The sequence below is a fragment of the Flavobacterium subsaxonicum WB 4.1-42 = DSM 21790 genome (assembly GCF_000422725.1).
Lineage (GTDB): Bacteria > Bacteroidota > Bacteroidia > Flavobacteriales > Flavobacteriaceae > Flavobacterium > Flavobacterium subsaxonicum.
Map to the genome: position 1 here is coordinate 132238 of NZ_AUGP01000018.1, position 14232 is coordinate 146469.

At 42.2% G+C, this 14232-nt stretch carries 7 protein-coding genes; 3 read left to right on the forward strand and 4 right to left on the reverse strand.

Annotated features, from left to right (window positions below; genetic code table 11):
- The first annotated feature begins 18 nt into the window (after positions 1-18).
- Complete coding sequence (gene obgE, locus G509_RS0106695) at positions 19-1029, forward strand: GTPase ObgE (RefSeq protein ID WP_026990809.1); 1011 nt, start codon at positions 19-21, stop codon at positions 1027-1029.
- 277 nt (positions 1030-1306) lie between these two features.
- On the opposite strand, the gene lysM is transcribed toward obgE, so the two are convergent.
- A complete protein-coding gene (gene lysM, locus G509_RS0106700; protein ID WP_026990810.1) occupies positions 1307-1762 on the reverse strand; it encodes a peptidoglycan-binding protein LysM in 456 nt (151 codons plus the stop codon).
- Positions 1763-1979: 217 nt separating this feature from the next.
- Between lysM and G509_RS0106705 the strand changes: the two genes are divergently transcribed.
- Both G509_RS0106705 and G509_RS0106710 read left to right on the forward strand, forming a co-directional pair.
- Positions 1980-3971 carry an LTA synthase family protein gene (locus G509_RS0106705; RefSeq protein WP_161627172.1) on the forward strand — a complete coding sequence of 664 codons (1992 nt, stop codon included), beginning with the start codon at positions 1980-1982 and terminating at the stop codon, positions 3969-3971.
- Between the two features lie 261 nt (positions 3972-4232).
- A complete protein-coding gene (locus G509_RS0106710) occupies positions 4233-6377 on the forward strand; it encodes a S46 family peptidase (RefSeq protein ID WP_026990812.1) in 2145 nt (714 codons plus the stop codon).
- A 65-nt stretch (positions 6378-6442) separates the two neighbouring features.
- Here G509_RS0106710 and G509_RS0106715 read toward each other — a convergent pair whose 3' ends face one another.
- From G509_RS0106715 to G509_RS22780, 3 genes are all read right to left on the reverse strand, one after another.
- Entirely contained in the window at positions 6443-6880 is a 438-nt protein-coding gene (locus G509_RS0106715; protein WP_026990813.1) for a GNAT family N-acetyltransferase, read from the reverse strand.
- Between the two features lie 175 nt (positions 6881-7055).
- Positions 7056-7541, reverse strand: a complete 486-nt coding sequence (locus tag G509_RS0106720; RefSeq protein WP_026990814.1) for a hypothetical protein — start codon at positions 7539-7541, stop codon at positions 7056-7058.
- Positions 7542-7614: 73 nt separating this feature from the next.
- Complete coding sequence (locus G509_RS22780; protein WP_051199991.1) at positions 7615-14196, reverse strand: alpha-2-macroglobulin family protein; 6582 nt, start codon at positions 14194-14196, stop codon at positions 7615-7617.
- Positions 14197-14232 lie beyond the last annotated feature (36 nt).

A 14232-nucleotide genomic window follows, 5' to 3' on the forward strand; every position in this document is an offset into this window, starting at 1 on the left:
AACTTTAAACAAAAAAAAATGACAGAAGGGAATTTTGTAGATTATGTAAAGATATATGTGTCTTCCGGTAAAGGGGGCAAGGGATCTACACACCTGCACAGGGAAAAATTTATTGAAAAAGGTGGTCCCGATGGTGGCGATGGTGGCCGTGGCGGACACGTTTACCTTGTTGGTAATAAAGGGTTATGGACACTTTTTCACTTAAAGTTTGCAAGGCACATTAAAGGTGGCCACGGTGGCGACGGCGGTAGCGCACGTAGCACCGGTGCCGATGGCGATGATAAATTTATTGAGGTTCCGTTAGGAACGGTGGTGCGCGATAAAGAAACGGGCGAAACCCTGTTTGAAATTACTGAGCATGGCGAGAAACAAATTGTAGCCAAAGGTGGTAAAGGTGGTTTGGGTAACTGGCATTTTAGGAGTTCTACTAACCAGACACCGCGTTACTCGCAACCCGGTATGCCGCCCGAAGAGCGCGATATTATATTGGAGCTTAAAGTACTGGCCGATGTTGGTTTGGTGGGTTTTCCTAATGCGGGTAAATCTACGTTGCTATCGGTGCTTACTTCTGCTAAGCCAAAAATTGCCGATTATCCGTTTACTACACTTAAACCTAACTTAGGTATAGTATCGTACAGAGATTACCAGTCGTTTGTAATTGCCGATATACCGGGAATTATAGAGGGTGCTGCCGAGGGTAAAGGCTTGGGCCATTACTTTTTAAGGCACATAGAGCGTAACTCGATACTTATTTTCCTTATTCCGGCGGATGCCGATGATATTGGTAAAGAATACGAAATTTTGCTTGACGAACTACGCCGCTATAACCCGGAAATTCTGGACAAAGAGCGCGTAATTGTGATATCTAAATGCGATATGCTGGATGATGAGCTTAAAACGGAAATGAAAGCCGGACTGGATGTTACTTTTAAAAACATTCCGTACCTAATGATATCTTCGGTTGCACAACAAGGTTTGGTGGAGTTAAAAGACAAACTTTGGCAGATGCTTAATGTAGAAGTTGAGTAAGATTTTTTGAAGAGACGTTTGATAATAGATGAAAGATAATAGAAAGCCGCCTTATTAGGGCGGCTTTTTGTGTTTTATATGGACTGTATTTTATAGAACGCGGATAACACGGATGCAAGCAATCGCGGATTTAGGCGGATTTCTTAAAGACCACCCATATCTTTACTCAATACAGCAATCGTGGCATTCCCCTCCACAGGAGGGGAATGCCACTCAGTATATGTAATACTTTATCCCCGCCGGTACCATTTAGGCAGGCGGGTTCAGTATATAAAAATTACCTCTCTGCCGGTATCCTCAAGACCTGCCCCGGGTAAATTTTGTCAGGGTCAGACAGCATGGGTTTATTGGCTTCAAAAATGGTGTTGTATTTTTGTACATCGCCATAATATTTGCCTGCAATTTTAGAAAGCGAGTCGCCACTTACAACCGTATAAAATTGAGATTCGGGTTCGCTTACCGTAACCCTCATAAGGTTGTTAACCGTTTCTACCCCGCCAATGTTGCCAACTGCAAGGGCAATTTTTTCGGCGTCGGCCTGTTTGTCTACTTCGCCCTCAATAGTAACCGTTTGCCCCTTTGTAGCAATGCGAATGTTTTTATACACCAGGCCCAGCTTTTTAATAAAAGCCAGTAGTTCGGCGGCTTTGGTGTTCTCTGCATCGGCGGCGCTCAGGTTAATGTTGCCCAATACCTGTGTGCCGGCTTCTTTGTTAAATGTTATAGTTGCCATAGTAATAGTTTTTTTGGTTGATAGCAAGTTAGCAACATAATAAGGGTAGTTTCTTAATACTAATACAATTAAGATATCTTTAGCCTAAAGGTGGCAGGCTATAGTTAGTTATAGCGTTAAAAGTTAAGATAGTGTTAAGTATAAATCAAATTACAGTATATTTGCACTGCAAATTATGTGGGCAACTTACTATCTCCCAGTTAACTATGTTACCGCTATGAAGTTACAATTTAAAAGCAGGCTTGTAGTTCTCCTTATAAGGCTACTGCTTGTATATGTGGCATTTATGCTTTGCCGCGTTTTGTTTTATACCTTTAATGATACCCTTATAGACCCGGTTAGTGCCACCCCAATGTGGAGCCTTATTAAAGGCAGCCTGATGTTCGATACCGTTTCTATAATTTATATTAACCTGCTGTTTATCTTTTTGTCGCTTATCCCGTTAAGGATATCCGGCAATAAAAAATACCAGAATGCCACTTTTGCGGTATTTATGGTATTTAACGGATTAGGCCTGCTGGTTAACGTAGCCGATATTTTTTACTATCCGTTTAAACAGGCGCGTATAGTGTTAGGCGATTTTGTATTGCTTAAAGACGACAGCTTTTTACCCTTATTAGGCGATTTTGTGGCCGACTACTGGTATGGCTTCCTGTTCTATTTTGGGCTTATTGCCTTGCTTTGGTGGGGGTATAAAGCGGTTGGGCAAAAGGCTCAGCCAAAGGCAAGCAACAGGCGTTTTTATTTAGAGCATGCTGCATATATTGTTGTAATGGGGGTGCTCGTAGCCTTTTTTATAAGAGGTGCTACTTTCTCGGCATCATCGTATCCTATTACTATGAACGATGCCTTTTTGTATACCGAAAACCCTACACATACATCGGTAATACTCAGTAACCCGTTTTGCATACTGCGCACCATTGGCCGATCTAAAGATGTGCCTAACTTAAAATATTTTGATGAAGCCGTTGCCCAGAACATGGCACCAACCACCCATACCAGCATGGATTGGGATGCGTATGATATAGACCGTAACACCAACGTTTTTGTTATAATATTGGAGAGTTTTGGCAAGGCGCACATTAAAAGCTTTTCAGACCAGTTTAAACCCGGCCAGGAAACCAATACGCCTTTTATAGACTCGATAATGCAGGAGAGCTACGTGTTTACCAACACGTTCCAGAACGGGCGCCGCTCTATCGATGCGCTGCCTGCCATCTGGGCCTCTATACCATCGTTTAAAGACCACTTTTTATCGCTGCCCAATTCGGTTGCGGCTTATCATGGCCTGCCCGAGTGTATGGACGAGATGGGCTACCAGACCGCCTTTTTTCATGGCGGGGTTAAAGAGTCTATGGGATTTGTATCGTTTGGAAAAACTACGGGTATTAAGAATTTTTACTCGCGTGAAGAATACGAAGCCGAGAATGGAAACGGCGATTTTGATGGCAAGTGGGGTATATGGGACCATAAATTTTTGCCCTATGTTCATAAAAAGCTGAATGGTATGGATAAGGCGCAAAAGCCATTTTTTGCAACGCTTTTCACCCTCTCATCGCACCACCCTTACAGCATACCTGAAGGGATGGAGAATAAGTTTACCGAAGGTACGCTGCCCATACACCGTGCTATAAAATATTCAGATTATGCGTTGGGTCAGTTTTTTAACAGCATTAAAAACGAGCCGTGGTTTAACAACACGCTGTTTATTATTACAGCCGACCATTCATCGGGTGCAGACAGCCCAAAATTCAACAAACAGCCGTATGAATACAGCATACCGCTAATGTTCTTTAAGCCGGGCGGCAAATTTAAAGGCAAAGACGATAAGGTTATGCAGCACATGGATATTATGCCAACCCTGTTGGGGATGCTGGATTATGATAAGCCGTACTTTGCTTTTGGTACCGATCATTTTAATAAAACCACAGCTAAAGACCATTTTGCAGTCAACCACTCCAACGGGGTATACAATTGCACCACAGATGATTTTTGCTACATTTTTAACGAGAAAGATGTGATTACCAAATTCGCTTATAAAACAGATCCGTTAGGCAAACATAATCTTATCTCTAAAAAAACAGCTAAAGACGAGGCTACCATCCGTGCCTTAAAATCGTTTTTACAGGAATACTCTATCCATGTAAACAATCGCGATTATTTGCCTAAAGGCGAAAAGCAGGCTAAGGCGATGGCGTTGAATAAGTAGGTTTACTTCTAAAGTCATAAAGTTGAAGGTCATAAAGTCGAAAGTCATAAAAGTTGTAATGTCATATAATTATGTGGCCTTGACATTATGACTTTCGACATTATGACTTAGTGACTCTTCCCTAAAAAGTGTGACATGCTTTTATTTATATCTTCTAAATTTTACCAAATTCGTAAAATAAAGTATCTTCGCGCTGCTTAATTAATAATTATTGATAACGATTATTAGGTAACGCAGCTATTAACTTTATTTTTAACCTAAATGAAAAAACTAATTTTATTCCTTACCATGTTTGTCATGGTACTACCGGTAAGGGCCGATGAGGGCATGTGGTTCCTTATGTTCATTGAGCGCCTTAACCATAGGGATATGCAAAAAATGGGCTTACAGCTTACAACCGAAGAAATTTACAGCATTAACCACCACAGTCTTAAAGACGCGGTTGTGCAGTTTAACGGTGGCTGTACTGCCGAACTTATTTCTAAAGACGGCCTTGTGCTTACTAACCACCACTGTGGTTATGAGGCTATTGCCGAGCTAAGTACTCCGGAGGCTAACTACCTTAAAGATGGCTACTGGGCACCTAATCGCAAAGCCGAATTAAAACCAAGCAGCCTTTATGTTAGGTTTTTTGTGCGTATGGACGATGTGTCTAAACGTATTCTTGGCAAAGTAAACGCGAATATGACTGAGGCTGAAAGGGAAAAAGCCATCAATCAGGAAATTGCGCTTATCGAAAAGGAAAATAACGAGGGTGGTAAATACACTGTATCGGTTCGTCCGTTTTTTCAGGGTAATGAGTACTACTATTTTGTATACCAGGATTATAAAGATGTTCGTTTTGTAGGCACACCGCCAGAGAGCATTGGTAAATTTGGTGGCGATACCGATAACTGGGAGTGGCCACGCCATACGGGAGATTTTTCGATGTTCCGTATCTATGCCGATGCACAGGGCAACCCTGCTGAGTATTCAGAAAACAACGTTCCGCTTCATCCTAAGCACCATTTGCCTGTAAGCCTTAAAGGTGTTCAGGAAAATGATTTTGCCATGATATTGGGCTACCCGGGCCGTACCAACCGTTGGATGCCAAGCGGTGGTATAGAGCAAAACGTTAAGTTTGCCTACCCTGCATGGGTAGAAGCCTCTAAACTGGGTATGGATAAAATGAAGGTTCACATGGATAAAGATGCCAAAGTGCGCCTTGAGTACGCGTCTAAATATGCACAGGTGGCCAACTACTGGAAAAACCGCCAGGGTATGATAGATGCGCTTACCAAACATAAAACGGCGGCTACAAAATCTGCCGATGAAGCTAAATTTAATGAGTGGGCCAACAAGCCGGAAAATAAAGAAAAGTACGGTACTGTTGTAGCTACGCTTAACAACTACTATTCTAAAACTAACGAAAAGGCACGCCACGATAACTACCTTACAGGCCTGCTTCGTACCAGCAACTATGCAGCTATGCCGTACAGCATTGGCCGTGGTTTTGAAGCCTATGTAGCTGCCGACGCTGCCAAACGTAAAGAAATGCTTCCGGACCTTGAAAAAGCTGTAGCAGAAACTTTTGAGAGCCTTTACCTGCCTATAGAAAAAGATGTGCTTACTGCGCAGCTGCACCTGTATGCTACAAAATCTACAGGCTATGCAATTGCACCGTACGTAGACCAGGTTGGTAAAGCCAACAATTACGACTATACCAAATTTGTAAATGAGGCTTTTGACAGCAGTATTTTTGCATCGAAAGAAAAAGCTATGGCGTTTTTACAAAACCCAAGTGCCGATGTACTTAAAAACGACCAGCTTTACAGGTTATCATCAGATCTTTTAACCAAATACAGGGCTAAGACAGATGAGCAGGCCAAGCTTGATGCAGAGTACTCTAAATCGTTCCGTTTGCTGGTAGAAGGTTTAAGGGAAGCGAACCCGAATGCTAAATACTATCCTGATGCTAACAGCACACTACGCCTTACGTATGGTAAAGTACGTTCGTTACCTAAAGACAAGCGTAACGATGCTAAAAAGAACTACTACACTACATTACAGGGCGAAGTTGCAAAATACAAGCCTAACGATGAGGAGTTCGACCTGCCTAAAAGGTTAATGGAGCTTAACGATAAAAAAGACTTTGGCCAGTATGCCGACAAAAAGGGCTACATGCCGGTTAACTTCCTTACCGATAATGATATTACAGGTGGTAACTCGGGTTCGCCGGTACTTAATGGTAAAGGCGAGCTTATTGGTATTGCGTTTGATGGTAACATTGAGGCCATGGCCGGCGATGTTATTTTTGACAAAGACCTGCAGCGTACCATTAACGTAGATATTCGTTATGTGCTTTGGATAATCGACAAATATGCCGGTGCCAAACACATTGTAGATGAAATGACTTTGGTTAGATAGTCTTTATCTTAGATAATAGATGCAAGATAATAGATAATAGACCGCTCCTGAAAAGGGGCGGTTTTTTATTTATACCGCATTATATACGAATGTGTATTTTCATCAAGAATTACAAAATCAAGACTTAAATATAAATTTAGAGCTTTATTCGTTTTTAGTACGCTTAAAGTAACCGGTAAATTTTTAGAATTGGCATTGGATAAAATTTGTGAAATAATTGCTTTACCAATGCCCTTGCCCTGAAATTCAGGAGCGATTTGTATCTGTATTATTTCGATGGCATCAATATGTTCGGCTACTTTTAAAAGGCCTACGGGCGTCGCGTTAAGCAGAATTATTTTGGCATCATCAAAATGGTAATGTATGCGCTGCAGGTTATTTTCGGTGGTTGCTTCCAGCCCGGAACTAACAAGGTGCTCTGTCATGGTTTGCTCCCGTAGTTGCAGCAGGTAAGGTATATCTGCTTCAGATGCTTTTTTGTAGGTTATGCTTGTTTGTTCCATCTGGTAACTGGGTTTAGCAACCTGCAAGGCCTATAAGACCTTGTAGGTTTTATTTTTCTGAATTTAGTTAAACCTACAAGGTTCTAAAAACCTTGCAGGTTGGGCGGGCGGTATGTAGTCGTGGCATTCCCCTCCTGTGGAGGGGAATGCCACGACTGCTTCTAACCAAATTGATTCAATACTCTATATATATTTGGTGCTCTGTCCGGCACCAATTAACAACTTTACCATTCGCATCAAATTCTAATGAATAAAATATAATTAATGTTTCGCTATGTTCTTCGTTTATATTTATAAATATTCTTTCGGGAGAACTTTCTTCTGTAAAAGGTAATGTTATTAATAATTTCGGATAGTAATTTCTGCGCTTTTCTTTTACCCTGAACTGCTTTTTATTTACAGAGTCGGTGTTCAGTTCAGCCATAGGAGAGTCGAAATCATATTGACTTTCTGCATATGTTTTCAACAGTACAAATTTCGCATCAGTTTTATGGTTAAGACTTCCAACATAATTAGGTGCTGTAAAAAAATAGTTAGGATGAACATCTAAAATATATTTAAACACGGTTATTTTCTTTTTTACAGGAAAAGAATCAAGCACTGTGGTACGGTAAAAATCAAAAGCCAATTGCTCATAAAAAGGAAATTTTGCCTGTGCCATTGTTATGGACGACTTCAATATGAATAATAGGCAAATTATATTTTTTTTCATGATCGAATTTTATTATATAAATTTATTTCTCCACCGTTTTAACCCTCTCACCCTTAGTATGCGCGCTAAACTCGGGGGCATACATGCTTTGCAAGGTGGTGATGCCGTTGCTAAATTCGCCGGCATTGTTAACGCGCACATCATACTCTAACACGTAGGTGCCTTTGTTTATGTTGTCGAAAAAGAAATGTGTGGCGGCATCTCGGGTGCTGCGGTAATACCCAAGTCCGTCGCGGTATTCGTAGTTGGAAAGCACATCTACCGGCTCAAAGGCCGAAGCGCGCATGTCTTTTAAATGCACAAACTCAACGTCTTCTTTAATGGTAAGCACCAGGCGCACGGTTACCAAATCGCCAATTTGCAAAGGGTTGCCTGGTGTTATGCGTTGCAGCTGCTCGCCATCAGCGGTGTTCTTTTTAAGGTACAGTTCTTTGCTAATATTCATAATACCTTCCTGGGCAGGTTTAACCTTGTCCAGGTCTTCAAAATACTGCCAGTAAAAACCGCCATAGCCCGGCACGGCCCCTTTATTTTCTACCGTAAGGGTAGCCATGTCTGTAGTAACCTCGTTGGGTTGCCAGTTCAGCTTTATGTAACCGGTGCCCGCCTCGGTGGCGCTTTCGGCCAGTTTATTGTCGAATACTTTCTGGTCGCCCAGTTTAAAAGTAGTGCTTTCTTTAACAGATAGCCAGTCCGTACCCTGTAGCAGCAGCGCATACACCGCTTCGGAAGTCGACTTGGTAGTGGGCCAGTTCCTGTTTTGTTTCTGCTTCAGCAGCCATACCTTCATGGCGTCCACACTCTGGGTATCGTTAGTAACTTCGGCAAAAGCCTCTATAAGCAGCGCCTGGGTTTCTATTGGGGCGCGGTACCAATACCAGCCACTTTTATTCTCTATCCAGTACATGCCCTGCTCTTCGTTAAGGGCGCTGCTTTGTTTAAGGCTATTGATTATTTTTTTTGCAGTGGCAGTCTCGCCAAAACGGTTAAGGGCAAGTGCCGCCAGGCCTTTTTCGTATAACGAATATTCCAGCCAGTTTGTTTTGGTGTAAGCAATGTAAGGGGCAATAGCCTTAGTAAGCGAATCGGTCAACTGATGTTGCTTTACATAAAAACTACGGGTATATAAGTAATGTAGGGCAGAAGAGGGATAGTTAAGTGTAAAAGTACGTTTGCCCCTTAATTTTTCTAAATTTTTATACTGCTCCAAAAACAGCTTATCTAAATAGTCGATACTGTATTTTGTAAGCACATTTATATTGGCCTGATTGGATGGTGTAATGCCCAGTTTGTTAAGATGCCCAAAACCTGCCAATATGTGGCGGGTTATATATTCGTTATCTGTACCGCCCTCAAACCACGAAAACCCACCCAAACCCGACTGCTTTTTTGCCAGCTTATCAAAATTAGCATCAAGGCTTTGTTTCATTTTATCGAGGTCGAAAAGCAATGCCAGTCGGTTCTTTTTTTCTTCTTCGCTTTGCGCATCCAGCAACCACGGCGACTCGGCCAGTATAATCGATTTTAGCTCTTCGTTCTGCTCCAGTTTAGAGAGGGGTTTATCGGCCTTGCGCCATGCCGCAAATACCTGCGCAATTTTAGGGTTGCTGTTTATAATGTGCGTAGCAATAGCATTGGCGTAGTAGCGGCTAAAAACCTGTTCGGCACACTCGTGCTCAAATTCAATTAGGTACGGTAGCGACTGTAATGCCACCCACGCCGGGTTGCTGGTGTACTCCAGCGTTATGCCCTGATGCCTAAGCGTGGCCGATGTGTTGTTCTTTAAATTATTAAACGTGTAGCTTTTGGTGCTGTTGGCCTTAACCCAAAGTGGCAGGCTCTCTGTAACCAGCATGCTGTTGGTAAGCACGGGCAGTATGTTCTCTTCGCCATCGGTAAAGTCGCCGGCCTTTGCCAGTACCTTATACTGCACGCCCTGCAAACCGGTAGGCACAGCAATTGTCCAGCTTACGGTAGTACTGCCATTGGCGGCTATGGTAAATGGTTTTACATTATCGGTATTACGCATTTGTACATCTGCGGGCTGCATGGTAACGGCATCAAAAAGTTGCAGGATGGCGTTGCCGGTTTTGGGTTCGGCAGTCATATTAGTAATTTTTGAAGTAAGGGTAATGGTATCGCTTTCGCGGAGAAACCTCGGCATATTAGGCACCACCATAAGGTCTTTTTGCGACATAAAAGTATTTTCGAAATATCCTGATACCGCATTTTTATTATGGGCCACAAGGCGCAGTTTCCATTCGGTAAGCGACTCCGGGGTGGTAAATGTAACATTTATGTTGCCCTGTTTATCTGTAAGCAGTTGCGGGTAAAAAAAAGCAGTCTCGTTAAAATTTCTGCGGGTCTGCACCTGTTTTAAGGTTTCGAGTTCTTTAGTGCCCTGCTTGGTTTTTATAACTATAACGCCATTAGCACCGCGGTTGCCGTATATTGATGTTGCCGCCGCATCTTTAAGCACGGCTACATTTTCTATATCGGCGGTGTTTATTTTTTTAAAGGCATCTGCCGATAAAGGCACGCCATCTATAACATACAATGGCTCTGCATCGCCATTAATAGTTCCTAATCCTCTTATAACAATTGATGATGAAGACCCCGGCGACCCGGAACCGGTAGAAATATTTAGCCCCGACACCTGGCCCTGTAACGACTGTATAAAAGAATAGGGGTCGCTATTGTTTTCTATAATAATTATTGAACTGTTTGACAGCGCATACGAGAGGCTGGAATAACCCTCTACAGCAATACTTTTAAGTTCAATACCGCCTTCTTTCATAACAATGTTTATATTTTGGTCGGCTACCTGTGCCGTTACTTCGTGCATGCCAATGTATGAGAAAACAATAACATCGTTTTTATTTACGCCAAGGGTGTAAATCCCGTCAAAATCGGTTTGTGTAGCTATATTAGTGCCTTCTACCTGAACAAATACACCCGGTATTGGCATACCGCTTTCATCGCTAACTACACCTGTTAACATAAAAGCACCGGTAGTTTTGCTGCCATCGGCTTTATTGGCATTATAGGCAAGGTAAATGTTTTTAGACTTATTAATATTAAACCCAAACGTATTAAGCTGGTGCTCGTACCTTGTAATAAACGGTGTGTTTTGGTAAACATAACTATCAGAATTAAGGCTTATGGTATTTGTTGTTTGCAATTGCCTGTACTCCGGCCTATAGTTGTAAGATACGTTGCGGTGTGGCAAGTAAAACAGCCAGCGGTTTTTTTCGAATTTGTCTAATGAGGCATCGTACATAGAGGCCAGTACCTCTGCCGGCATATTGCTGCCTTTAATGGTAAATGTCCAGTTTTGAGGTTTGCCGGGCTGTAATTTATCGGTAATGGTGCTGGATTCTATTGTTATTTTATCTACAGCATCATAGTCAGATGCTTCTATATTAGCTTCAAACAGCTGGTTTTGCCATACGTAATCTATGTTTATAAAGTTTAATTTAGATGTTGCACTGTGGGGTACCTTAATTACCTGTTTTTGCCCTTTGGGTACATAAATTGTTTTTTGAAAGTGTTTTTGCCCATCGTAAGCAGTAATGTTAACGTAAAGGGGCAGGGCGCTATGCAGCTGTACTGCGGCAAAGCCATCTTTCCTCAAATTTTTATTAAGGGTCTGCGTTTCTAAAAGTTCCCCGGTGGGTAATGATGGGTCCTGGTCTTTTTGCAGGGTAAACTCGCTTTTTGTGATGATCTCGTTACCGCCCGAATCTTTTGCCGAGAAAACCACCTGGTACCTGCCGCTATACCAATTTTCAAGGTTTTGAAGTGTAATGGTTTTTTGCGTTGCCGTATTAACTAAGCTATCGGCAACTATGCGGTCGTAAACAATGGTGTCGTTATTAGATTGTTTATACGGCAGGTAAGGGAAAGCTTCTTCAAAAACCGATCTTGGTATGGTTTGCAGTTCGGGTGCGCTCCAGGGCCTACTTCTCAATAAATTATTTACGGGCACTATCTTGTAAATTTTTACATTGCCCTGGGTGGCTAAAAACTGCCCGTTAAGATTTTGAGAGTTAAGCGTTATAACCCTGCTGTCTTTATTTTTTGGGTTGATAACCTTTTCTGCCAATATAGTAAGGCTTAACGAGTGGTATCCGGCATCTAAAGTACCCTCGCTGTTGTGGGTTTCTCCATTAGTGTCGCTTACGTTTGTATATATGGTATACGTAAAAACGGGTAGCCCGGCAGGATCGTAGCCCGGGTTGGGCAGGGTTGTAAAGTTTATTTTAAACGAGCCATCGGGCAGGGTTGTTGTTTTGCCGCTCGTAATTTCGGCATTATCATAGTCGCCGTAACCGCGATAGTTTGTATAACTGCTCCTTCGGGTAATACGGTAAGTAACTGTTGCCCCCTGTACGGGTGCACCGCTAAACGATTTGGCTTTGCCGGTAAAGGTTACCTCCTGGTTTACCCTAATATCTTCTGTAACATCATCAAAAGCAATATCAAAAGTTGGCCTTTTGTATTCTTCTACCCTAAAATATAAATCGGCTTCATTAAATTGGATATTATCCCAAAAAGGGTGTTCGTCTTTGCGCTTGTTGTATTTTGGGTCGTCTTCGGGTTCATCGTCTTCATCGGCCCTTATAGAAAATTCGCCCAAATTTGTGTTTAGAGGAAGCACAAACTGCTCTGTAAAAGAGCCAAACTGGTTTGTTTTTAAACGGAACGACTTAAACTTTTGCCCAGATGTTTTATAAGCACTAACCGAAACATACACATTAGGCACCACGCTGTTTTTACCCTTTTTGTACTGCAGCACAATACCTTTAAAAAATACGGTTTGCCCGGGGCGGTATATGGCCCTGTCAGTATAAAGCTGTATGTTGGCTTCAATCTCCTCGTCTTCGTCATCATACCTACTGCCGCCATAAAAATAATGATTGTACATTGTGCTTAAGGTATCGCCCTTGTATACAGTATATACATCAAAATTGCGGTAGTAGCCGCTAATAGTTTTGCCGTTTTTATCTTTTTGCTTTTTAGGCTTTTGTACAGCAATGTTTACCCGGCCTTCTTTATTGGTAGTGTGCTTTTTGCCTTCCATAATAATAGAGGCACCGGCAAGTGGGGCACCGGTCTCTATATCGGCAACCTGGTATAATGTTGTTTTACCCTGTTCCTGCTCTATAACCGTAGTTTGTGTGGACTGTAGTATAGCCAGGGTTGGGTTGTTGGTATTGTCTGCTTTGTTTATAATTACGGCATAAATGCCTTTTGGCAGGCCGGGTAAAATAATCTCGGTTTCATATTCAAAGTAATCTTCTCTATGCGGCAGCGTGTATACCTTTTGTAAAAAAGGTTTTTTATTGCCCATTAGTTTAGAATACAATTTGCCGGTAGCAGCATCTTTACTGCTTATTTTATAAATGCTAATAGAAAGGGTATCGGTATTTTTAAAACTAACCCTGGCAAGTATGGGCTTGTTGGGTACCACAAATCTTTCGGTTTCCAGCCGTATTATTGTATTTGTAATCTTACTTTTGAGTTGAAGAGCCTCGTTGGCGGCATCGTTTATACGGGTATTGACAATAACATCATCAAGCAAGGCAAGTGCTTTAATATTATAGTCAGGGTGCTCTTTTTTATAAGCCCCGGATTTATATAGTTTTGCCAGTTCGAGTTTTGCTCTGTAGGCAAAGGTGTTGTTGCCCCAACTGTCTATAAGCTGCTGCAATGTTGCATGCAGCAAGTTATCTTTATACCTGTAAAAGCTGCCTGATGCACTTACCCTGTCATAACTATCAAAAAAGCCGCTGTCGTACACTAAGGTTAATCGGCGCAATGTGGCGCGGTACAGGCTGTTGTAGTCTTTTTTTGAAAGGTAAAAAGCCTCTAACTGTTTGCAAAAAGCTATTTTATCTTTAAAGCTGCCATAAGAGAGCAGCTCGGTATCAATTTTTAAAAATTCCTGGGTAGTACCTAAATAGGGTGCTTTTATGGTGCTTTCTAATTTCCTGTCGTTCTCAGATGGACTCAAACGCCCCTCGGTATATTTTTCTGCTAAAAAATCATATAACGATCGGTTGGTTTGGGGCGACATAGGGTTAAATTCTATAATGGCACTGTACCGCTCTAACGGAATGGCATAAAGTACATCGCGGTTTTGCAGGCTGCGCAGGTAGGCAGCGCTTATCTGCTCCCTGAAAATGTTGCGCGGCCACACAGTAAAATCGCCGGTAAGGCTGTCTGTAGGGGTTATACTGTTGATAGCCTCTTCGTTACGCTCGTAAATATCGGCAAGCATGCCGGCATACAGGCTTTCTAAAAAAGCGGCCGTACCTACAGATGCTGTTTTAATTTCGGTCTGTAGGTTGGTAATTATTTGTATTTGGGCATCTTCCTGCAGGGTTTGCATGTACCTGGACCTGAAAAAAAATGTTTTAAGCAGCTGCGGCTCGTTATTGTCTTTTTTGGCAAGGGCATAAATAGTATCGGTGTAAGCGGCAGCGGTTTGCACAAGGCCTTCGGCTTCAGCCTGCATTACTTTTTCCCACTGCGGTTTATAATCCTGGGCGGTAAGGGCAAGGGTAAAAAATAGGGCAAGGGTTAGTAAAAGGTGTTTCATTGGTGGGGTTATTGGTGGGGTTATTGGTGGTGGTAA

What these genes read in the sequence shown, in the direction of transcription:
- obgE (WP_026990809.1), top strand. Translation starts at nt 19, where the DNA reads ATGACAGAAGGGAATTTTGTAGATTATGTAAAGATATATGTGTCTTCC.
- lysM (WP_026990810.1), bottom strand. Translation starts at nt 1,762, where the DNA reads ATGGCAACTATAACATTTAACAAAGAAGCCGGCACACAGGTATTGGGC.
- G509_RS0106705 (WP_161627172.1), top strand. Translation starts at nt 1,980, where the DNA reads ATGAAGTTACAATTTAAAAGCAGGCTTGTAGTTCTCCTTATAAGGCTA.
- G509_RS0106710 (WP_026990812.1), top strand. Translation starts at nt 4,233, where the DNA reads ATGAAAAAACTAATTTTATTCCTTACCATGTTTGTCATGGTACTACCG.
- G509_RS0106715 (WP_026990813.1), bottom strand. Translation starts at nt 6,880, where the DNA reads ATGGAACAAACAAGCATAACCTACAAAAAAGCATCTGAAGCAGATATA.
- G509_RS0106720 (WP_026990814.1), bottom strand. Translation starts at nt 7,541, where the DNA reads ATGGCACAGGCAAAATTTCCTTTTTATGAGCAATTGGCTTTTGATTTT.
- G509_RS22780 (WP_051199991.1), bottom strand. Translation starts at nt 14,196, where the DNA reads ATGAAACACCTTTTACTAACCCTTGCCCTATTTTTTACCCTTGCCCTT.